Annotated in this window: 23 protein-coding genes; 9 read left to right on the top strand and 14 right to left on the bottom strand. The window is 63.4% G+C overall.

Annotated features, from left to right (window positions below; all coding sequences use genetic code 11):
• Positions 1-54: 54 nt before the first annotated feature.
• Complete coding sequence (locus DGA31_RS24570) at positions 55-888, top strand: hypothetical protein (RefSeq protein WP_152035078.1); 834 nt, start codon at positions 55-57, stop codon at positions 886-888.
• A 4-nt stretch (positions 889-892) separates the two neighbouring features.
• Here DGA31_RS24570 and DGA31_RS24565 read toward each other — a convergent pair whose 3' ends face one another.
• From DGA31_RS24565 to nrdR, 9 genes are all read right to left on the bottom strand, one after another.
• Positions 893-1,321, bottom strand: coding sequence for an MFS transporter (locus tag DGA31_RS24565; protein WP_109514274.1), 429 nt, complete (start codon positions 1,319-1,321; stop codon positions 893-895).
• On the bottom strand, positions 1,318-1,935 hold the full coding sequence (gene ribA, locus DGA31_RS24560) for a GTP cyclohydrolase II (RefSeq protein WP_109514273.1): 618 nt from the start codon (positions 1,933-1,935) through the stop codon (positions 1,318-1,320). Before ribA ends, DGA31_RS24565 begins: the two co-directional genes overlap by 4 nt.
• 191 nt (positions 1,936-2,126) lie before the next feature.
• Positions 2,127-3,089, bottom strand: a complete 963-nt coding sequence (thiL, locus tag DGA31_RS24555) for a thiamine-phosphate kinase (RefSeq protein WP_109514272.1) — start codon at positions 3,087-3,089, stop codon at positions 2,127-2,129.
• A gap of 69 nt (positions 3,090-3,158) precedes the next feature.
• Positions 3,159-3,656: a transcription antitermination factor NusB gene (gene nusB, locus DGA31_RS24550; RefSeq protein WP_109514271.1), complete on the bottom strand. Its 498-nt coding sequence runs from the start codon at positions 3,654-3,656 to the stop codon at positions 3,159-3,161.
• On the bottom strand, positions 3,653-4,129 hold the full coding sequence (ribH, locus tag DGA31_RS24545; protein WP_056836201.1) for a 6,7-dimethyl-8-ribityllumazine synthase: 477 nt from the start codon (positions 4,127-4,129) through the stop codon (positions 3,653-3,655). Before ribH ends, nusB begins: the two co-directional genes overlap by 4 nt.
• A gap of 132 nt (positions 4,130-4,261) precedes the next feature.
• Positions 4,262-5,353 (bottom strand): bifunctional 3,4-dihydroxy-2-butanone-4-phosphate synthase/GTP cyclohydrolase II, encoded by a 1,092-nt coding sequence (gene ribBA / locus DGA31_RS24540; protein ID WP_056836203.1) that lies wholly within the window; start codon positions 5,351-5,353, stop codon positions 4,262-4,264.
• Between the two features lie 16 nt (positions 5,354-5,369).
• Positions 5,370-6,032 carry a riboflavin synthase gene (locus DGA31_RS24535; RefSeq protein WP_056836205.1) on the bottom strand — a complete coding sequence of 221 codons (663 nt, stop codon included), beginning with the start codon at positions 6,030-6,032 and terminating at the stop codon, positions 5,370-5,372.
• Between the two features lie 56 nt (positions 6,033-6,088).
• Entirely contained in the window at positions 6,089-7,225 is a 1,137-nt protein-coding gene (gene ribD / locus DGA31_RS24530; RefSeq protein WP_109514270.1) for a bifunctional diaminohydroxyphosphoribosylaminopyrimidine deaminase/5-amino-6-(5-phosphoribosylamino)uracil reductase RibD, read from the bottom strand.
• On the bottom strand, positions 7,222-7,686 hold the full coding sequence (gene nrdR / locus DGA31_RS24525) for a transcriptional regulator NrdR (RefSeq protein WP_056836321.1): 465 nt from the start codon (positions 7,684-7,686) through the stop codon (positions 7,222-7,224). Before nrdR ends, ribD begins: the two co-directional genes overlap by 4 nt.
• A gap of 178 nt (positions 7,687-7,864) precedes the next feature.
• Between nrdR and DGA31_RS24520 the strand changes: the two genes are divergently transcribed.
• The 3 genes from DGA31_RS24520 (at position 7,865) to trxA (ending at position 10,041) form a co-directional block, all read left to right on the top strand.
• Positions 7,865-8,317 (top strand): YbaY family lipoprotein, encoded by a 453-nt coding sequence (locus DGA31_RS24520; protein WP_056836209.1) that lies wholly within the window; start codon positions 7,865-7,867, stop codon positions 8,315-8,317.
• Positions 8,314-8,970 (top strand): class I SAM-dependent methyltransferase, encoded by a 657-nt coding sequence (locus DGA31_RS24515; protein WP_109514269.1) that lies wholly within the window; start codon positions 8,314-8,316, stop codon positions 8,968-8,970. Before DGA31_RS24520 ends, DGA31_RS24515 begins: the two co-directional genes overlap by 4 nt.
• 195 nt (positions 8,971-9,165) lie before the next feature.
• Positions 9,166-10,041: a thioredoxin gene (gene trxA, locus DGA31_RS24510; RefSeq protein ID WP_056836212.1), complete on the top strand. Its 876-nt coding sequence runs from the start codon at positions 9,166-9,168 to the stop codon at positions 10,039-10,041.
• Here trxA and DGA31_RS24505 read toward each other — a convergent pair whose 3' ends face one another.
• Positions 10,042-10,404: a hypothetical protein gene (locus DGA31_RS24505; protein WP_109514268.1), complete on the bottom strand. Its 363-nt coding sequence runs from the start codon at positions 10,402-10,404 to the stop codon at positions 10,042-10,044. It lies immediately after the preceding gene.
• Positions 10,405-10,561: 157 nt separating this feature from the next.
• Between DGA31_RS24505 and DGA31_RS24500 the strand changes: the two genes are divergently transcribed.
• The 5 genes from DGA31_RS24500 (at position 10,562) to DGA31_RS24480 (ending at position 14,540) form a co-directional block, all read left to right on the top strand.
• Entirely contained in the window at positions 10,562-11,158 is a 597-nt protein-coding gene (locus DGA31_RS24500) for a DUF2796 domain-containing protein (protein WP_056836216.1), read from the top strand.
• A 73-nt stretch (positions 11,159-11,231) separates the two neighbouring features.
• Positions 11,232-11,942 (top strand): ABC transporter ATP-binding protein, encoded by a 711-nt coding sequence (locus tag DGA31_RS24495; protein WP_056836218.1) that lies wholly within the window; start codon positions 11,232-11,234, stop codon positions 11,940-11,942.
• Position 11,943: 1 nt separating this feature from the next.
• Complete coding sequence (locus tag DGA31_RS24490; protein WP_056836220.1) at positions 11,944-13,209, top strand: ABC transporter permease; 1,266 nt, start codon at positions 11,944-11,946, stop codon at positions 13,207-13,209.
• A gap of 11 nt (positions 13,210-13,220) precedes the next feature.
• A complete protein-coding gene (locus tag DGA31_RS24485; RefSeq protein ID WP_109514267.1) occupies positions 13,221-13,751 on the top strand; it encodes a DUF3299 domain-containing protein in 531 nt (176 codons plus the stop codon).
• 102 nt (positions 13,752-13,853) lie between these two features.
• Positions 13,854-14,540, top strand: a complete 687-nt coding sequence (locus tag DGA31_RS24480) for an OmpW/AlkL family protein (RefSeq protein ID WP_109514266.1) — start codon at positions 13,854-13,856, stop codon at positions 14,538-14,540.
• A gap of 128 nt (positions 14,541-14,668) precedes the next feature.
• On the opposite strand, the gene DGA31_RS24475 is transcribed toward DGA31_RS24480, so the two are convergent.
• The 4 genes from DGA31_RS24475 to DGA31_RS24460 all read right to left on the bottom strand — a co-directional run bounded on the left by DGA31_RS24475 (position 14,669) and on the right by DGA31_RS24460 (position 19,549).
• Positions 14,669-15,166 (bottom strand): hypothetical protein, encoded by a 498-nt coding sequence (locus DGA31_RS24475; protein WP_109514265.1) that lies wholly within the window; start codon positions 15,164-15,166, stop codon positions 14,669-14,671.
• A gap of 167 nt (positions 15,167-15,333) precedes the next feature.
• On the bottom strand, positions 15,334-16,263 hold the full coding sequence (locus tag DGA31_RS24470) for an NAD-dependent epimerase/dehydratase family protein (RefSeq protein ID WP_056836228.1): 930 nt from the start codon (positions 16,261-16,263) through the stop codon (positions 15,334-15,336).
• Positions 16,256-17,140, bottom strand: a complete 885-nt coding sequence (locus tag DGA31_RS24465) for a sugar nucleotide-binding protein (RefSeq protein WP_056836230.1) — start codon at positions 17,138-17,140, stop codon at positions 16,256-16,258. The genes DGA31_RS24470 and DGA31_RS24465 overlap by 8 nt, the downstream gene beginning before the upstream one ends.
• A 132-nt stretch (positions 17,141-17,272) precedes the next feature.
• A complete protein-coding gene (locus DGA31_RS24460) occupies positions 17,273-19,549 on the bottom strand; it encodes a mechanosensitive ion channel domain-containing protein (RefSeq protein WP_109514264.1) in 2,277 nt (758 codons plus the stop codon).
• Positions 19,550-19,559 lie beyond the last annotated feature (10 nt).

The following is a 19,559-nucleotide window of genomic DNA, read 5'->3' as shown; positions in this document are numbered from 1 at the left end:
CAATGGCGCAGAGAACACTGAACTGCAAGTCAGAAACGAGACCCGTGAGGGCGCGTGGAAGATCTACCTGATTTCATGATTGACAACGAAGTCTTCAAGACAGCCTCTCAGCCCGAGCGGGCCGTGAGAGCGTCTTGGCAACAGCATTGCCGACACCATCAAAAATTTCAAATGGATGAGATGATGAGCCCTGACAACTCAACGGCAGAACAGATTACCGATAAAGAAGCTTCAACACTGATGACGTGGTCAATCAAGACAATCGATCAATCGCCTCGCGACAGAAAGTTTCTCGCACTGGTGTCTTTTGGCGCGCCCGGAATATTCCTGATCTACACACTTTGGCTTATCAACCCTAGCGCTGCCGAGGGCTATGGCACTCCAATCTTCTTCATCGTCAGCTCGCTTCTAATGTCCCTCGCAATCCTGGCCATGGTCCGCCAGAAAACCCTCTTCAACTACCGGGTTTACCCTGACCACATAGAAAGCGACGACTGCCTCTATTACCCCGACTACACCGAAGACCTGTTCAAGGGCATCGTCATTGTGTTTGTTCTGGCGGTCATGTTCCTGGGTATCTTTACCGGCTCGGCATTACTGACCGTTTTCGGCCCGGTGTTCATTCTGGTGGGCACCGGCGGGGCCTTGATGTCGTGGCAACGCCCCGAGCCCAGGCATCATCCAGGCCTACCCTGGGACGAATTCCACTTCGTCACGGTGGACCGCAAGTACCGCATCATCGTCCATCACTGCACGGATGTACCGCAGGGCTTTGATGTCCGCTTTCCTGATGATGATCTGCTGGAGCAGTATCTGGCTTTTTTGCATACCGTTTTGCGGCCTACCGTGAAATACACCGAAAAGGTCTGGCAGGGCAATTATGAATAACCCTTCAAGCCACCGGCGGCACCGGCACCAATGGCGGGATACGGTACAGCAGCAACAGTCCCAGGCTGGCCAGCGCCAGCAGCACCACCGGCACGGCGTGCAGGCTGAACAGCACGCCGACGGCGGCGAACCAGGCCGGCAGGCTGGCGGCCAGGAAGGCGGTGCGGCGTACGGCGGCGAGCCTGAGCCAGGCGGCGGGTTCGGCGGAGGTGTCGAGGGCAGCGCGGGTCAGGTCGAGTGCCCGCTTGTAGGCGCCGTACAGCTTGAAGCTGATCAACAACGAGCCGACACCGGCTATAAAGAGCAACAGCGCCAGGATGCCGGGCTCCGAGACGGTGAAGAACACGCAGGCCAGCAGCAACGGCGCCAGGGTCAGGCCCAGTTGCCGCCACCAGGCCAGCTCCAGGCGCTGGTAGACCTGGCCGCGCGTCACGCCGGGTCGACCTCGCTCTGGTGTTCGTTGCCCATCATGTGCCCCAGCTTGCCGGCCTTGGTGGCCAGGTACAGCTTGTTGTGCGGGTTATGGCCAGTGTGCAGCGGCACACGCTCGGCCACCTTGATGCCCATGTCGGTCAGGGCCTTGACCTTGCGCGGGTTGTTGGTCATCAGGCGCAGCGACTCGACGCCCAGGTGCTGGAGCATCGGCAGGCAGATGGCGTATTCGCGCTGGTCGGCGGCAAAGCCCAAGCGCTCGTTGGCTTCGACCGTGTCGGCCCCGCCATCTTGCAGTTCATAGGCGCGGATCTTGTTCATCAGGCCGATGCCGCGCCCTTCCTGGCGCAGGTACAGCAGCACGCCACGGCCTTCGCTGGCGATGGCCCGCAGGGCCGCTTCCAGTTGGGAGCCACAGTCGCAACGCTGGCTGAACAAGGCGTCGCCGGTCAGGCATTCGGAATGCACGCGCCCCAGCACCGGCGCACCGTCGGCGATGTCGCCCAGGCTCAGGACAACGTGCTCGCGCCCGGTGGCCGACTCAAGAAAGCCATGCATGGTGAATTGCGCGAAAGGCGTGGGCAGCTTGGAAGCGGCGACAAAAACGACGGGCACCGTGTGCTCCTAAATGTGAGAACTGGCAAGGGCCGCATTGTAACAGCAGGTACTAAGCGACGCTTATGCCGAATATTCGTACGTTAAGATCGAAACGCTAGATCAGATCGACGATCCACACCAGCCCTTGCCGTGACAACCAGGCCTGCACAGGCCCGGCGACCCGGTTGATGGGCCGGGGTTGTCATTAACTAAGACGCTCGAAAATGTTGGTAGCCGCGCACCGCCGGGGTGATGTCCCGGCCATCGGCATCGATCAGGGCCACACCCTCGCCTGCCACGACCCGGCCAATGATCTGCACCGCCCCACCTTCGGCCTGCAAAGCCTGCAGGTGTTCAGCCGGCAGGGTGAAGGCCAGCACGTAGTCGTCGCCGCCGCTGAGGGCCGCCTCGTACGCGGCATCCGCGCCCAGCAAGCCAAGCACGGCGGTCGACAGCGGCACCTGCTCGCGCTCGACCAGCAGGCGCACACCGGAAGCCTTGGCGATATGCCCACAGTCGGCCAGCAGGCCGTCGGAGATGTCCAGCGCCGCCGTGGCCTTGCCGCGCAGCGCCTGGCCCAGGGCCAGTTGCGGCTGCGGCGACCAGTAGCGCGCCAGCAGCGGCAAGGCCAGCGCCGGCTCCGCCGTACGCTCGCCCACTACCAGCGGCAAGGCGCCGGCGGCGTCGCCCAGCGCGCCCCCCACACACAACAGATCGCCCACTTGGGCACCGCTGCGGGTCAGGGCCAGGCCTGTCGGCACGCCACCGAATACGGTCAGGGTCAGGCTCAGGGGGCCGCGGGTGGTGTCGCCGCCAATCAACCGCAGGTCACAGCCTTCAGCCATGCGGTTCAGGCCCTGGGCAAAGGCTTGCAGCCAGTCGGCATTGAAATCGGCAACGGTCAGGGCCAGGGTGAAACCGATCGGGCGGGCGCCCATCGCGGCCAGGTCGCTGGCCGATACGCCCAGGGCGCGCTGGCCGAGCAGGAAAGGATCGCAGACCGCCGGAAAATGCACGCCGGCCACCAGCGTGTCGGTGGACACCGCCAGCTGCTCGCCCGGCGCCAGGCTCAGCAGCGCGCAGTCATCACCAATGCCCAACACCACTGAATCGCCGGCCCGCGCACAGGGCGCGGCGGCGAAGTAATGACGGATCAGTTCGAACTCACCCATGGGCACCTTTAAAAACTACCTGCGTTGCCATCGCTGCGTTAAAGCCCCCCATAGCGCTACAGGCGCTGATCAGCGCTTGTAAGCCTGCACTTCAGCCGCGCGCAGGCTCGGCGCCAGCTTGTCCAGCACACCGTTGACGAACTTGTGGCCATCGGTGGAGCCGTAGACCTTGGCCAGTTCGATGCCTTCGTTGATCACCACGCGATAGGGCACGTCGATGCGCTTGAGCAGCTCGAAGGTCGACAGGCGCAGCACGGCCAGTTCGACCGGGTCGAGTTCATCGATGGTCAGGTCCAGGCAAGGCTTGAGCACGGCGTCGATTTCGGTCTTGTTGGTCGCCACGCCGTGCAACAGCTCACGGAAATAGCCACCGTCGACGTTGCTGAAATCGTTGTCGACGCGAAATTGCGCTTCGATTTCGTTCAGCGAATGACCCGCCATCTGCCACTGGTACAGGGCCTGGGTTGCCATCTGCCGGGCTTCGCGACGCTTGGCGCTCTTGCTTTTGGCGGCATCGGGCGACTTGGGTTCGCGCGGGTTGAACTGATCGGTGTCGTCGGAAATCACTTGGCCTCCAACTGCGACAGCAGGCTGACCATTTCCAGCGCCGAGAGGGCCGCTTCAGCGCCCTTGTTGCCGGCCTTGGTGCCGGAGCGCTCGATGGCCTGTTCGATGGTGTCGACGGTCAGCACGCCGAAGGCGACAGGCAGGCCGAATTCCATCGAGACCTGGGACAGGCCCTTGACGCATTCGCCAGCCACGTATTCGAAATGCGGTGTACCGCCACGGATAACGGCGCCCAGGGCCACGATGGCCGCGAACTCACCGCGCTGGGCAACTTTCTGCACCACCAGCGGGATTTCGAAGGCACCCGGGGCACGGATGATGGTGATGTCGCTTTCGCTGACGCCGTGGCGAACCAGCGCATCGACGGCACCGCTCACCAGGCTTTCCACGACAAAGCTGTTGAAGCGGCCCACAACCAAGGCGTAGCGGCCTTTCGGGGCGATGAAGGTACCTTCGATGGTCTTCAGGGTCATTCGGCTGGGTCTCGTATTAAAGAGCAAGCCCGCCCAGATGGCGGACTTTGAAAAAGGTGACGTCAGAAATGGCCAATGACCGACGCAAACCCTGCAAAAACCGAAGCTTTTACCGGGTCCGCGCGGCGGTTGTCATTCAGAAGGGACGTATTCTACAACTTCCAGATCGAAACCGGATATTGCATTGAACTTCATTGGCGAACTCATCAGGCGCATCTTGCGCACGCCCAGGTCACGCAGGATCTGGGAGCCGGCGCCCACGGTGCTGTAGGTGCTCGGCATTTTGATCGTCTGCTGGCCGGTGGCTTCACGAATGTGCGCCAGCAGCACGTCGCCATCGAGCGGGTGACCGAGCAGCAACACCACGCCGCTGCCGGCCTCGGCCACCGCCGTCATGGCGGCGCGCAGGCTCCAGCGGCCGGGCTGTTTGACCAGCATCAGGTCACGCAGCGGGTCCATGTTGTGCACCCGCACCAGGGTCGCTTCTTCGGCGCAGATCTTGCCCAGGGTCAGCGCCAGGTGGACGTCGCCTTCGACCGAGTCACGGTAGGTGACCAGGTTGAAATGACCCAGCTCGCTGTCCAGCGGCTGCTCGGAAATCCGCTGAACGGTACGTTCGTGGGTCATCCGGTAATGGATCAGGTCGGCGATGGTGCCGATCTTGATGTTGTGTTCCAGCGCGAAGGTTTCAAGCTCGGCGCGACGCGACATGGTGCCGTCGTCGTTCATCACCTCGCAGATCACCCCACTGGGCTCGAAACCGGCCATGCGCGCCAGGTCACAGGCCGCTTCGGTGTGCCCGGCACGCGCCAGGGTGCCGCCGGCCTGGGCCATCAGCGGGAAGATATGGCCAGGGCTGACGATGTCTTCGGCCTTGGCGTCCCGGGCAGCGGCGGCCTGTACGGTGCGGGCACGGTCGGCAGCGGAGATGCCGGTGGTCACGCCCTCGGCAGCCTCGATCGACACCGTGAACTTGGTGCCGAAGCCGGAGCCGTTGCGCGGCGCCATCAGCGGCAGCTTGAGCAGTTCGCAGCGCTCGCGGGTCATGGGCATGCAGATCAGGCCGCGCGCGTAGCGGGCCATGAAGTTGATGTGCTCGGCCTTGACGCATTCGGCGGCCATGATCAGGTCGCCTTCGTTCTCGCGGTCTTCGTCATCCATGAGGATGACCATCTTGCCCTGACGAATGTCTTCGATCAGTTCTTCAATCGTGTTGAGCGCCACGCGGCACCCCCTTAATTCAGGACTTCAGGTAGCCGTTGGCGGCCAGAAAGCTTTCAGTGATGCCGCCATGGCCAGGCTCTGCGGCCTTGTCGCCCAGCAGCAGGCGTTCCAGGTAGCGGGCCAGCAGGTCGACTTCCAGATTGACCTTACGGCCCGGGCGGTAGTCGGCCATGATGGTTTCGGTCAGCGTGTGCGGCACGATGGTCAGTTCGAACTCGGCGCCGTGCACGGCGTTGACCGTCAGGCTGGTGCCGTCGACGGTAATCGAGCCCTTGTGGGCAATGTACTTGGCCAGCTCTTTGGGCGCACGTACACGGAACTGGATGGCGCGGGCATTTTCTTCGCGCGAGACGATTTCGCCCACGCCGTCGACATGGCCGCTGACCAGGTGCCCGCCCAGGCGCGAACTTGGCGTCAGGGCTTTTTCCAGGTTGACCCGGCTACCGGTCTTGAGATCGACGAACGCGGTGACGGTCAGGGTCTCGCGGCTGACATCGGCCCAGAAGCCGTCGCCGGGCAACTCGACGGCGGTCAGGCACACGCCATTGACAGCGATGCTGTCGCCCAGCTTGACGTCGCCCAGGTCGAGCTTGCCGGTTTCGACGTAGACGCGAACGTCACCGCCCTTGGGGGTCAGGGCACGGATGCTGCCGATGGATTCAATGATGCCGGTAAACATGGAGGTCCTCCGCAAAACGGGCTGCACGCCGAGGGGCGTCCGGGCAAGGCCGGAAATTATACGCTGCGTCTCGGCGCCGGGTAAGCGATGACGCGCCAGTCATTGCCGACGGCGCGTATGTCAGTGATGTTCAGTTCCAGCGCTTCGCTCATCTGCACCAGCGGCAGGTCGAGCAGGGGCCGGGCCGAGGAGCCGAGGAACTTGCCGGCGATGAAGATCTGGAACTCGTCGACCAGCCCGAGGCGGGCAAAGGCACCGGCCAGTCGCGAGCCGGCCTCGACCAGCACCTCGTTGGCACCGCGCGCGCCCAGCTCGACCAGCAGGCCTTGCAGGTCGACATGCCCGCCGCTGCCCGGCAGGTTCAACAATTCATGGCCTTGCTCGCGGTACTCGGGTACGGACGCTTCGGTCGCGCAGGCCGCGACCAGCGCCGGGCCGGCCGCAAAGAAGCTGGCGGTCAGGGGCACGCGCAGGCGGCCATCGATCAACACTCGCAGGGGCGGACGGGCCACAGCCAGGGCCGTGACGTCGGGCCCCAGGCCCAGTTCATCGGGACGCACGGTCAGGCGGGCATTATCGATCAATACCGTGTCGGCGCCGGTCAGCACCACGCTCGACTGCGCGCGCAGGCGCTGCACGGCGGCGCGCGCGTCGGGGCCGGTGATCCACTGGCTTTCGCCGCTGGCCATGGCAGTACGCCCGTCCAGGCTCATCGCCAGTTTGACCCGCACGTACGGCAGACCGGTTTCCATGCGTTTGATGAAACCCAGGTTGAGCGTCCGCGCTTCGTTTTCCAGCACACCGCTGTGCACGGCGATGCCTGCACCTTGCAGCCGTTGCAGGCCACGGCCGGCCACTTGCGGATTGGGGTCCTGCATCGCCGCGACCACACGGCCGACGGCGGCATTGACCAGTGCATCGGCGCACGGCGGGGTACGGCCATGGTGGCTGCACGGTTCAAGCGTCACATAGGCGGTGGCACCACGGGCCCGTTCGCCGGCTCCACGCAAGGCATGCACTTCGGCATGCGGCTCGCCGGCACGCACGTGCCAGCCCTCGCCGACCACCTGGCCATCGCGAACGATGACGCAGCCGACCCGCGGGTTGGGATGAGTCGAATACAGCCCTCGGCGCGCCAGCTCCAGCGCGCGCGCCATGTAATGGGCGTCGAGAACGGCCTGTTCGGGGGTCATTCCTTGCTCGGCTCACGAGCCAGCCGCTCGATTTCTTCGCGAAATTCGTTGAGGTCCTGGAAGCGCCGGTACACCGAGGCGAAACGAATGTAGGCGACCTCATCGAGCTTTTGCAGCTCGGCCATGACCAGCTCACCGACCACCAGCGACTTGACCTCGCGCTCACCGGTCGCGCGCAGCTTGTGCTTGATGTGCGCCAGCGCCGCTTCCAGGCGCTCGACGCTCACCGGGCGCTTTTCCAAGGCACGCTGCATGCCGGCGCGCAGTTTGTCTTCGTCGAAGGGCTGGCGCCGGCCGTCCTGCTTGATCAGGCGGGGCAGGACCAGTTCGGCGGTCTCGAAGGTGGTGAAACGCTCGCCGCAGGCCAGGCATTCGCGGCGGCGGCGGACCTGCTCGCCTTCGGCAACCAGGCGCGAATCGATGACCTTGGTGTCATTGGCGGCGCAGAACGGACAATGCATGGTGGCAAGCCACTGGATAAAGAGGAGCGACATGGTAGCGCATCCCGCTGGCAAGACAAGCCATCGACAGATGCATCAAGGGATGGACACGCAGGCACGGCAATATGAAACTGCCGCTATTGATCCCACTGCCTGCCAGAGCGGTTGCCCGTTCCCTTATCGTTTCGCCGGAGCCTTCATGACCCCCACACGTATTTTGCTGCTCGGTTTTGCCGTCCTGCTGGCGGCCTGCAGCAGCAACGATGCCCCACAACAAACGGCGGCACGCCCGGCAACCGTGCCGGTTATAAAGACCCCGGAAGGCCCAGGCCCCTTGCAGGCCTACCAGCGTGAGCTCAGCGGCCAACTGCTCGGCGTACCGGCGGGTGCCGAGGTCGAGCTGGCCATGCTGGTCATCGACGAGCGTGGCCGTCCGCAAAAACTGCTGACCAACACCCAGCTCAAGGGCAACGGCCAGTCCCTGCCCTTCCAGTTACGCTTCAACCCCGAGGCCTTTCCGGCCGGCGCCCGCGTCGAACTGCGCGGGCGCGCCAGCCAGTCGGGGCAGTTGATCCTGCATCTGCCGTCGCTGCGCATCGACCAGCCGGCCACCCAGGCGTTGGGGCCGTTGCAGTTCGTCAAGGCGCCGTGAAGCCGCTGCAGGCGGCGCTGAGTGCGTTGCTCGGCGACGCGCAACTGGTGGCCACACCGTTGCCGGGCACCGACCTGCGCCTGTGGCTGATTGATGCCGATAACATGAACCGTGCGTTCAGCCCTGAAGAAACCCGGCGCATCCTCGACGAGCCGCCCTACTGGAGCTTCTGCTGGGCCAGCGGCCTGGCCCTGGCGCGCTTTCTGGCGGCACATCCCGAATGGGTAGCCGGCAAGCGGGTGCTGGATTTTGGCGCGGGCTCCGGGGTGGCGGCGATTGCAGCGGCCAGGGCCGGGGCTCTGGAAGTGGTCGCCTGCGACCTGGATCCGCTGGCGCTGGCGGCCTGCCGCGCCAATGCCGCGCTTAACGGTGTGGAACTGGGCTATTCGGCGGACTTTTTTGCCGAGGCCAATCGCTTCGACCTGATCCTGGTGGCGGACGTGCTGTACGACCGCGCCAACCTGCCACTGCTCGATCAGTTCTTGAGCCGTGGCCGCGAAGCACTGGTGGCCGACTCGCGGGTGCGCGACTTTCAGCATCCGGCCTATCAACGGCTGGCCAGCCTGCAGGCCCTGACCTTGCCGGACCTGGCCGAGCCACACGAGTTTCGGCAGGTGAGCCTGTATCACGCGCGTCGTACTACAAGAGCCTGATATCAATCAGCCAAGCCAGTTTTTGCAAGCATTCAGGCCGGCGCTGAATGCTTGATCTGCAGCCCTGACTGATCGGCTTCAGCCGGGAACACAGATCGCCGCCCGGCCGGCTTTGCCCGCCAGGGCGGCGTGCCGCTTCCGGCAAGGCCTTGTGACCTTTATAGTTGGCGGCATTACGATTTCGCGAGGCGCGCAATGAACCAGGACACTTCCTACATCTACGACGTCACCGTCGCCACCTTCGATCAGCAGGTGATCGAGAAGTCTTTCGAGCAACCGGTGCTGGTCGATTTCTGGGCCGAGTGGTGTGCGCCGTGCAAGGTGCTGATGCCGTTGCTGGCGCAGATCGCCGAGAGCTACCAGGGCAATCTGATTCTGGCCAAGGTCAACTGCGACACCGAGCAGGATATTGTCGGCCGCTTCGGCATCCGCAGCCTGCCGACCGTGGTGCTGTTCAAGGATGGCCAGCCGGTGGACGGTTTTGCCGGTGCGCAGCCGGAGTCGGAAATCCGCAAGTTGCTGGAGCCGCACGTGGCCCTGCCGGCGCCGGTCAGCGCCGACCCGTTCAAGCAGGCCCAGGCCCTGTTTGCCGAAAGCCGCTTCGCCGAGGCCGAGGCGCAGCTCAAGGCGCTGCTGGCTGAAGACAATACCCATGCGCTGGCTTTGATCCTGTATGCACGTTGCCTGGCTGAACGCGGCGAACTGGACGAAGCGCGCACCGTGCTCGACGCCGTCAAGAGCGAAGACGCTCACAAGGCCGAACTGGCCGGCGCCAAGGCTCAGTTGACCTTTCTCGCCCAAGCCAGGCAACTGCCCGAAAGCGCCGAGCTCAAGAGCCGCCTGGCGCAGAACCCGCAGGATGATGAAGCCGCCTATCAACTGGCGATCCAGCAACTGTCCCGCCAACAGTACGAAGCGGCACTGGAGGGCCTGCTCAAGCTGTTCATGCGTAACCGCAGCTACAGCGAAGGCCTGCCGCACAAGACGCTGTTGCAGGTGTTCGAGCTGCTGGGCAACGACCACCCGCTGGTCACCACCTACCGGCGTAAGCTGTTTGCCGCGTTGTATTGATTACGGACAATCACCGACCCAGCGGTACAGCGGCGCATCTGCGCCGCTTTCGACCTTGACATGAGCGCTGTGACGCAGGCGCACCAACAGACGCTTGCCGGCGACCGCGCTGCCGGTCAAGGCTTCCAGTTGCGCCAGCAGGTCGGGGCCGTTCAGAGCGCCAGCGTGTTGCAGCCGTTGCTGCGCGTCCTGCCAGAGTCGATCATCCTGGGTCGCCGGGCTGCGCGGCGCTTCAGGTGCTGCGGGCGTGCTCGCCTTGAGTCCGCCCCCCAGCTGCGCAGCCAACTGCGCCCAGTCGCTGTCATCCAGTTCAAGGGTCAGATCAACCGGCCACTGACCAATGCTTCCACGAATCCGTACCATACCCTGCCCCTTTGACAATCAGACGCCTATGCTCCCACATCTTTCCCAGGCGTGCTGATGGCTGGCGTTTGGCAAGCGTTCAGAAAAAAGCCGGCACCCCGCCAAACTATTGTTATAAGATCACATTACATCCAAGTCGCCCCACCCGGAGTCCCTTATGCGCCGTCTGTTGCTCGCCCTGCCGTTTGCCCTGCTGCCCCTGACCTTTGCTCAGGCCGCGCCTGAGCACGATCACGACCATGATCACGAGCACGGCAGCCTGGGTGCGCATGAGCACGGCATCGGGCGCCTGGACGTGGTGCTGGAAGGCAAGACCCTGGAATTGCAATTCGACAGCCCGGCCATGAACATCGTCGGCTTCGAACACGCCCCGGCCAGCGACGCAGACAAGGCCGCCGTGGCCAAGGCCCGTGAGCTGTTGCTCAAGCCCAATGCCCTGTTCAGCATTGCCGAGGCGGCTCAATGCTCGGCACAGTCGGTCAAGCTGGAAAGCCCGCTGTTCGGCGACAAGGACGATGATCATGACCATGACGAACCCGCCAAGGCCGGCGAGCCTGCACACGAGCACGAACACAGCGAGATCCACGGCAAATACATTTTTACCTGCGATGCGCCGGCCATTCTGAAAAAGCTCGACCTGAGCCAGGTGTTCAAGACCTTCCCGGCCACCAAGAAACTGCAAGTACAGCTGATTTCGCCGGGCGGCCAGTCCGGCGCCGAAGTAATTGCCGCCAACCCGAGCGTCAAGTTCTGACGCGGTTGATGGGTCCTGCGACCGGGCCTGCCCGGTCGTTTCGTTTTATCTTCATCCGAGTACGAGTCGGGCCATGAGCCAAGCATTGATCGAGCTGTCGGACCTGAGCTTCAACTGGCCGGGCCAGCCACCCCTGCTGGAGATTCCGGCCTTTCGCCTGGAGGCGGGTGAAACACTGTTTCTCAAAGGCCCCAGCGGCAGTGGCAAGACCACCCTGTTGGGCCTGCTGGGCGGCGTGCAGACCGCTGGCAGCGGCAGCATCCGCCTGCTGGGCCAGGAATTGAAAGGCTTGTCGGCCAGCGCCCGGGATCGCTTCCGCGTCGATCACACCGGCTATATCTTCCAGCAGTTCAACCTGCTGCCCTTCCTGTCGGTGCGTGAGAACGTCGAGCTGCCGTGTCATTTTTCCAGGGTCCGTGCCGCGCGTGCCCGGGATCGCCATGGCTCGGTGGACAACGCCGCCGTCGCCCTGCTTGATCACCTGGGCCTGAAAGATCCGGCCCTGCTGGCGCGTCGCGCCGATTCGCTGTCCATCGGCCAGCAGCAGCGGGTCGCGGCCGCCCGGGCCCTGATCGGCCAGCCGGAACTGGTGATTGCCGACGAGCCGACCTCGGCACTGGACGCTGATGCACGCGAAGCGTTCCTGCACTTGCTGTTCAGCGAATGCCGCGACGCCGGGGCGAGCCTGCTGTTCGTCAGCCATGACCAGAGCCTGGCGCCGTTGTTCGACCGCAACCTGTCGCTGGCCGAGCTCAATCGCGCCACCGTCGTCGTGGAGAATTGAGATGTATCTGTTTCGTCTGGCGCTTGCCAGCCTGGCCAACCGCCGCTTCACCGCGTTCCTGACCGCCTTTGCCATCGCCTTGTCGGTGTGCCTGCTGTTGGCGGTGGAGCGGGTGCGCACCGAGGCGCGCACCAGTTTCGCCAGCACGGTCAGCGGCACCGACCTGATCGTCGGCGCACGCTCAGGCTCGGTCAATCTGCTGCTGTATTCGGTGTTTCGCATCGGCAATGCCACCAACAATATTCGCTGGGAGAGCTTCGAGCACTTCGCCCAGCATCGCCAGGTGAAGTGGGCCATTCCCATTTCACTGGGGGATTCGCATCGTGGCTACCGGGTGATGGGCACCAACGAGAGCTACTTCGAGCACTACCGTTATGGGCGCCAGCAGCCGCTGGAACTGGCCCAGGGCCGACCGTTCCAGAGCGACCCGTTCGAGGTCGTGCTCGGTGCCGAAGTGGCCGAGGCACTGCATTACAAGCTCGGTGACAAGCTGGTGCTGGCCCATGGCGTGGCGGCGATCAGCCTGGTCAAGCATGACGACAAGCCGTTCACGGTGGTGGGTATCTTCAAGCGCACCGGCACCCCGGTGGACCGCACGCTGCACATCAGCCTGGGCGGCATGGAGGCGATCCACATCGACTGGCACAACGGGGCACCCGCCCGTGGCAACGAGCGCGTCTCTGCCGATCAGGCCCGCAACATGGACCTGACACCCACGGCCATCACTGCCGTCATGCTGGGCCTGAACAGCAAGATCTCGACCTTTGCCCTGCAGCGCGAGATCAACGAGTACCGGGGCGAGCCGCTGCTGGCGATTCTGCCGGGGGTGGCACTGCAGGAGCTGTGGAGCCTGATGGGTACTGCCGAGAAAGCGTTGTTCGTGATCTCGCTGTTCGTGGTGCTGACCGGCCTGATCGGTATGTTGACCGCGATCCTCACCAGCCTGAATGAACGACGCCGGGAAATGGCCATTCTACGTTCGGTGGGGGCCCGCCCCTGGCATGTCGCCAGCCTGTTGATCCTGGAGGCTTTCGCCCTGGCCCTGATCGGCGTACTGGCCGGGGTGGCGCTGCTGTACCTGGGCATCGCCCTGGCGCAAGGCTACGTACAGTCGGAATACGGCCTGTACCTGCCGCTTTCCTGGCCGAGCCAATATGAATGGACGCTGCTTGCTGGCATTCTTGGCGCTGCGCTGGTGATGGGGGTGATCCCTGCCTGGCGTGCCTATCGGCAGTCCCTGGCCGATGGGCTGTCGATTCGCTTATGAGGACGTTGACCATGCGGCGCCTGCTTTCCCTGCTGCCTGCCCTGCTGCTGTGCCTGCCCTTGTCGTCCTGGGCCGCCGAGCCGCGCGTGCTGACCTGGGCCGAAATGATTCCGCCGGATGCACCGGTGGTGGCGCCGGTGACCCAGCCGCTGCATGACATGTCCAAGCTGTCCGATGCCCTGGCCATGGAGGCCGCGCCCGCCGCCAGCCAGGTGGCGCCCGATGCGCCGGTGGTCAAGGCGCTGGACGGCAAGCAGGTGCGCCTGCCGGGATACATCGTGCCGCTGGAGGTCAGCGAGGAAGGCCGGGTGACCGAGTTCCTCCTGGTGCCATACTTCGGCGCCTGCATCCATGTTCCGCCACCGCCGGCCAACCAGATCGTGCATGTCACCAGCGAGTTGGGGGTCAAGGTCGAAGAGCTGTACCAGCCGTACTGGATCGAGGGGCCGATGCAGGCCAGGCACTCGACCAGCGAGCTGGCCGAAGCCGGTTACCAGATGGTCGCCGACAAGATCTTTGTTTATGAGTTGTCGGATTCCTGACCGGTTGCAGGCTTCATTACGATTTCATTGAGCTGCGTCAAAGCCGCGTCCCAGACGCGTGCTTACCATGACACCAGACTTTTTAAACGCTATGGAGCCTCAATGAACACCTCCTTGCTGCGCGCCTCGCTGTGCGCACTCGCCCTCGCCATCCCTGCCGCCGCACAGGCCTACCAACCGGGTGATTTCATCGTCCGCGCCGGCGTCGCTCACGTTGATCCGCATGAAGACAGCAGCGAACTGAGCCTGGATGGCAGCAAGGTTTCGGGCACCAAGGCCTCGCTTGACGGTGAAAACCAGTTGGGCCTGACCTTCGCCTACATGCTGACCGACCATGTGGGCCTTGAGCTGCTGGCCGCCACGCCGTTCAGCCACACTGTTTCGGTCAGCGGCCTGGGTGCCGGCCTGGATGGCAAGCTGGCGGACATCAAGCAATTGCCACCGACCCTGTCGTTGCAGTATTACCCGATGGCGCCCTCCTCGGCCTTGCAGCCGTATGTCGGCGTGGGCATCAACTACACGAAATTCTTCGACACCGACCTGACCGGCAACCGCAAGGACCAGGGCTTCAGCAACCTCAAGCTCAAGGACTCGGTGGGCCTGGCCGGGCAGATCGGCGTGGATTACCTGCTGACCGATAACTTTTTGCTCAACGCCTCGGTCTGGTACGTGGACATCGACACCAAGGCCACGGTTGACGGGCCTTCGGCGCTGAGCATCGGCAAGACCAAGGTCGATGTGGATATCGACCCGTGGGTGTACATGGTAGGCGTGGGTTACAAGTTCTGAGTCAATACAGGGCACTTCTAAAAACTACCTGCGTGTCATTGCCGCGTTTTTAGAAGCGCCCGACAGGCCGTTGCAAATGCCCTGCACACGCTTTTGGGTCGTGCGGGGCATCTGGTTTCAGCCCGCACTCAAGCCGATGCGGTGTCACCGGCCGTCTCACTGGCAAGCGCAAAACCAAACGTATCGGGCGCTGTTGCAGTGACCACCAAGGGCTCCTCACAATAATGGCCACAGGACATTTTGATGCGCCAGGCCTTTAGCAGGTACTCCTCGGCACCCAGGGCAGGATCGGCCCCTTTCTGGCCGATCCAGGCGCCAATGGTGATCAGGAAGAACCCCAGGGTCATGAGCGGGCCAGGGAAGAGCTGGATCAGTTGAATGAAGGTCAGACCGCCTGGCCCGACCTGAATCGTCGAGGGTCCGCCAAGACCTACAAGCCCCACCAACGCCAGCAGAACGCCAATGATTTGCAGAAGGGTGCCCAGGTTCTTGCTGGACTGTTCATCTTCCCTGGCCGTTTCCAGATAGGCCGTGTAATGCTCGGTAAAACATGCAACTTCATGTTCACACGGCAATGCGGCAAGCACCACATCGCCATGATAGCCGCGTATATATTTATCTGACATGAGCGTATCCCTTTTGATAAGGGGCGGAAATATCAGAGTATTTAAATGCACTTTCAAGCCGCTATCAGCTTTAAAGAAAAGTCCTACATAAAATTCTCAAAAAGAGCACAACACTGCTTTCTTGCGGATTACGCCCATAAAGAAATTGCAGTATTCAAGCCCTGCACTCAACGACCCAGCAGTCTGGCCAGGCCTTCGCCCAGAGGCGTCGGCGTGTCCACTGCGAAGCGCTCCAGCAGGCGCTGGTTATTGGCTCGGGAGTGGCGAATATCGCCCTGGCGTGGCGCCTGGTAGGACACTGGCGGCAGCTTGCCGACTACGCCTTCAAGCGCGGCCAGCAACTGGTTGAGCGAAGTGGTGCGGTTCAGGCCGACATTGATCGCGCCTTGTTGTGGGGCCGGTTGCTCCAGGGCCTGGAGCAGCAGCTTGACCAGATCGGCGATGTAGAAAAAGTCGCGGGTCTGCTCGCCATCGCCAAACACCGTGATCGGCAGCCCTTGGCTGGCGTATTGCGCAAAGATGCTGATGACGCCGGAATACGGCGAGGACGGGTCCTGGCGCGGGCCGAAGATATTGAAGAACCGGAACACCACCGGCTCCAGGCCGTGCTCGCGCCGATAAAAGTCCAGGTACTGCTCACTGGCCAGCTTGTCGACGGCATACGGGGTCAGCGGTGCCTTGGTCGTGTCTTCGCTGATCGGTTCACCTTCGCCGTTGTTGCCATACACCGCCGCACTGGACGCGAACAGCACGCGCTTGATGCCAGCTTGGCGCATGGCCTCGCAGACATTCAGGGTGCCGACGAAGTTGCTCTGGTGAGTGGACACCGGATCGTCCACCGACGCCTGCACCGAGGCCACTGCGGCAAGGTGCACCACGGCCTGACAGCCTTGGGCGACACGCGCCAGCAAGGCGGCATCGGCCACATTGCCTTCGATCAGTTCCAGGCGCGGATTGTCCAGCGCCAGGTTACTGCGCTTGCCGGTGGACAGGTCGTCGACAATGCGCACCGCATGCCCCTTGTCCAGCAACGCATCGGCCAGGTGCGAGCCGATGAAGCCGGCACCGCCTGTGATGAGAATGGGTGCATCAGACATGTCGATAATACCGGTCGAGCAGAACAGGCAACCCGGCGCGCCAGGCACGGGGCTTGATGCCAAAGGTGTGAAGGATTTTCTTGCAGGCCAGCACGGCGTGCTGGGGCTCTTCGTTGGCGTCGGCTTGCGCGGCATGGGCCTGCGGGGTCGGCGACTCGATGGCCAGCGCGTGCAGCAGTCGCGCTTCGGTCAGTACGGCCTGGCCCAGCGCCAGCGGCGTGGTGGCCTCGTGACCGGCATAGTGATAAGTACCCCACAGTGGCGCTTCACAGTCCAGTTGCTTGAGCACCGAGAGCAGCACCCGCGCGGCATCGTCGACCGGTGTCGGGTTACCGCGCCGGTCATCGGCCAGCAACAGTTCCTGCGGCGTTTCGGCGCGCTTGAGGAAACGCCCCAGCACCCCGTCGCTGCTGTCGTCGAGCAGCCAGCCGAAGCGCACCAGCACATGCTGCGGGCAGGCCGCACGCACGCTCTGTTCGATGCGCCACAACGCCTGGCCACGCAGGCCCAGCGGCACCGGTTCGTCCTTTTCGCTGTAGGCCGTGGCCCGCGAGCCGTCAAAGACCCGGTAGCTGGACGGCTGCAGCAGCATGATGTTGTGGTGCTGGCACAGTTCGGCCAGGCGCTCGACCGAGCGTTCCTGGGCGTTCAGGCGTGTTTCGCTCACGGTCCCGGCCTGGAACCAGTCGAAGTAATAGGCCAGGTTGATCAAGGCATCGGGGCGGGTGTCGTCGAGCAGTTGCGTGAGGCTGGCAGCGTCCCAGCCCTCTTGCGGCGGACGCGGTGCAAGGAAGCCAATGTCTTCCTCGGCACCCAGACGTATCAGCGCCTGCCCGAGGGCATTCCCGCCGCCCAACAGCATAAGGCGCATTCGCATAAAGTCAGCAGGCTCGGTATCGAATTCATCAGGTCATTGGAATAGAAACGTCTGCAAACATATCACGTTGCCCGGCCAGGCCCAACAGTTGCAAGGTGCCTGCGCCCGACAAGCCGGGCACAGGCGTGCAGGTCAAGTGGCGGCTGGCGCCGGCGGACCTTCCAGTGCAGGCGGCGTCGGGCTGGCATGGGCCGCCCCAGGACTCATGACCACCTGTGGATAGGTTTGCGCGAAGCTGACCTTCGGATGCTGGTCGACCCGCTTCTTGAGGCGCTCGTTGAAGGCCCGGCCGACGCTGTACTGGCCACCGGACGAAGTGCGGAACTGCGCGGTGAGCACGACGCCATTGAGGTCCATGCGGTCCACGCCGAACACTTCCAGCGGGCCTTGCAGGTTGTGCTTGAGCAGAATGTCTTCGCTGATCGAGTGACCGGTTTCGCGGATCAGCGCCAGCGCTTCGTCGATGTCGGTGTCGTAGGTGAACTGCACCGAGAAGAACGCATAGGCGAACTGCCTTGACTGGTTGGTCACCGCCTTGATCTGCCCGAACGGCACCGAATGTACAAAACCCTTGCCGTCGCGCAGGCGCACGGTACGGATCGTCAGGCTTTCGACGGTGCCGGAGTGGCCGGTGCTGAGCACCACCCAATCGCCAATCGAAAAGGTGTCCTCGATGATGATGAACAGGCCGGTGATCACGTCTTGCACCAGTTGCTGGGAACCGAAACCGATCGCCAGGCCCACGACACCGGCACCGGCCAGCAGCGGCGCCACGTTGATGCCCAGGTTGGCCATGGTGGTGATGGCGCAGATCACCACCAGGATGATTTTGATCGCGTTGCGCAGCAGCGGCAGGATGGTCTTGGTGCGGGTGCTGGGCTGGCGGCCCGAGCGCTGGTTGACCGGCGGCTTGAGCGCTTCCTGGATGGCGGTGTCGAGCACCACCCAGAGCAGCCAGGTCACCAGAAAGATCAGGCCGATGCTGCTCAGCGAGTCGCTGATCGCCCGGCCCAGTGTGTTGCGCTGGGCGAATTCGAACAGCGAGAACCCCCAGATCCGGCCAAGGATTTCAATGAAGGTGATTGCCAGGCCGATGCGCAGGCAGGCATGCAGCAGGCTGAGCAGACGGGCCTTGTAGGCATGGGTGTTGCGCCCACCCGTGTCGGCGGGCGCCCTGAAGAAATGCTGGAAGACGGTACTGAGAAACACTGTGGCAATCAGCAGCAGCGTGGTGAACAGCGCACACCGCAGGGTTTCCTGGCTGTCTTCGCCCGCGCCAATCAGGTTGATGGCCGACACCAGGATCATCAGCAGGATCGGCAAGTGCCACAGGCTGGAAAAGACCTTGAGCGATTGCTGCAGGGCTGGTTGCTGGATACGGCTGGTCAACGAGCGGTTGCGGATCAGGTGCGCGACCGGACGGCGCATGCGGATTACCAGCAGGCAGAACACGGCCGAGGCAACCAGGCCGGTGAACACCGCCACGCTGGTGGTGACGTTACTGCCGAACTGCCGGGCAATCTGCGGACTGGTCAGGGCATCGCTCAGCGCGGCCAGAAAACCGATGATGAACAATGGTCGCGGGCTGTACTGGCGGATGATGTGCACCGCCGTGCGCTTGTGACCGCCATTGAACATCACGATCACGCACAACAGCACGGAGGTGGAAAAGATACCGCTGCTGGTGGCGTAGGCAAAGCACAGCGCCAGCGCCCGCCCGACCGAGGACGGCAGCATCTGGCTGATGTACAGGGTCAGCGGCAGGCAGATGACCGCCGGCAACGTAAACGGCAGGATGTAACGCAACAGCGCCTGGATGCGCACGCGCGTGCTCATGAATGCGCGTCGATTGAGACGACGGGCCAGAAAGCGTCCTACCACGAACAGAATCGCAAAGGCGCCCATCCACACCAGCGACAGCAGCAGGAAATCACCGACCATTTCCCAGGCGCTGCGCTCGGACGGCTTCTTGACCAGGCGTCCCAGTTCGTTGGCGGCACGGTCGGCCCTGACACGCCAGGTATCGTAGAGGTTTTCATCGAGGTTCAGGGCCTGCTGCACATCCTCGATGCTGCTGCTCAGGGCCCCGAGCAAGCCACCCTGAAGCAGGATTTCCGGTTGCGCCGGCTCCCCCTCGGCGGGTTTTTCCGCTGCCGCCTTTTTTTCCTGTTGCTCCTGCCGTTCCTGAGCGGCTTCTTTCTTTTCTTGCGCTGCCTCTTTCTTTTCCTGTGCAGCTTCTCTTTTTTCCTGCGCCGCGTCTTTCTCGGCAGGCCCCGAGGCGGCCTTGTCGTCAGGCTGGTCGGCCGCAGCGCCCATCGGCAGGGACGGCACCTCGGCCGCCTGTAACGGCAGACTGCCGGCAAACGACAACACCAACAGCAGAATCAAGGTCTTCAACTGAGCCGCCACGCCACTCCTC

The sequence above is a fragment of the Pseudomonas ovata genome, assembly GCF_003131185.1.
GTDB classification, from domain to species: Bacteria; Pseudomonadota; Gammaproteobacteria; order Pseudomonadales; family Pseudomonadaceae; genus Aquipseudomonas; species Aquipseudomonas ovata.
This window is presented reverse-complemented; position numbering and strand designations above follow the sequence as displayed.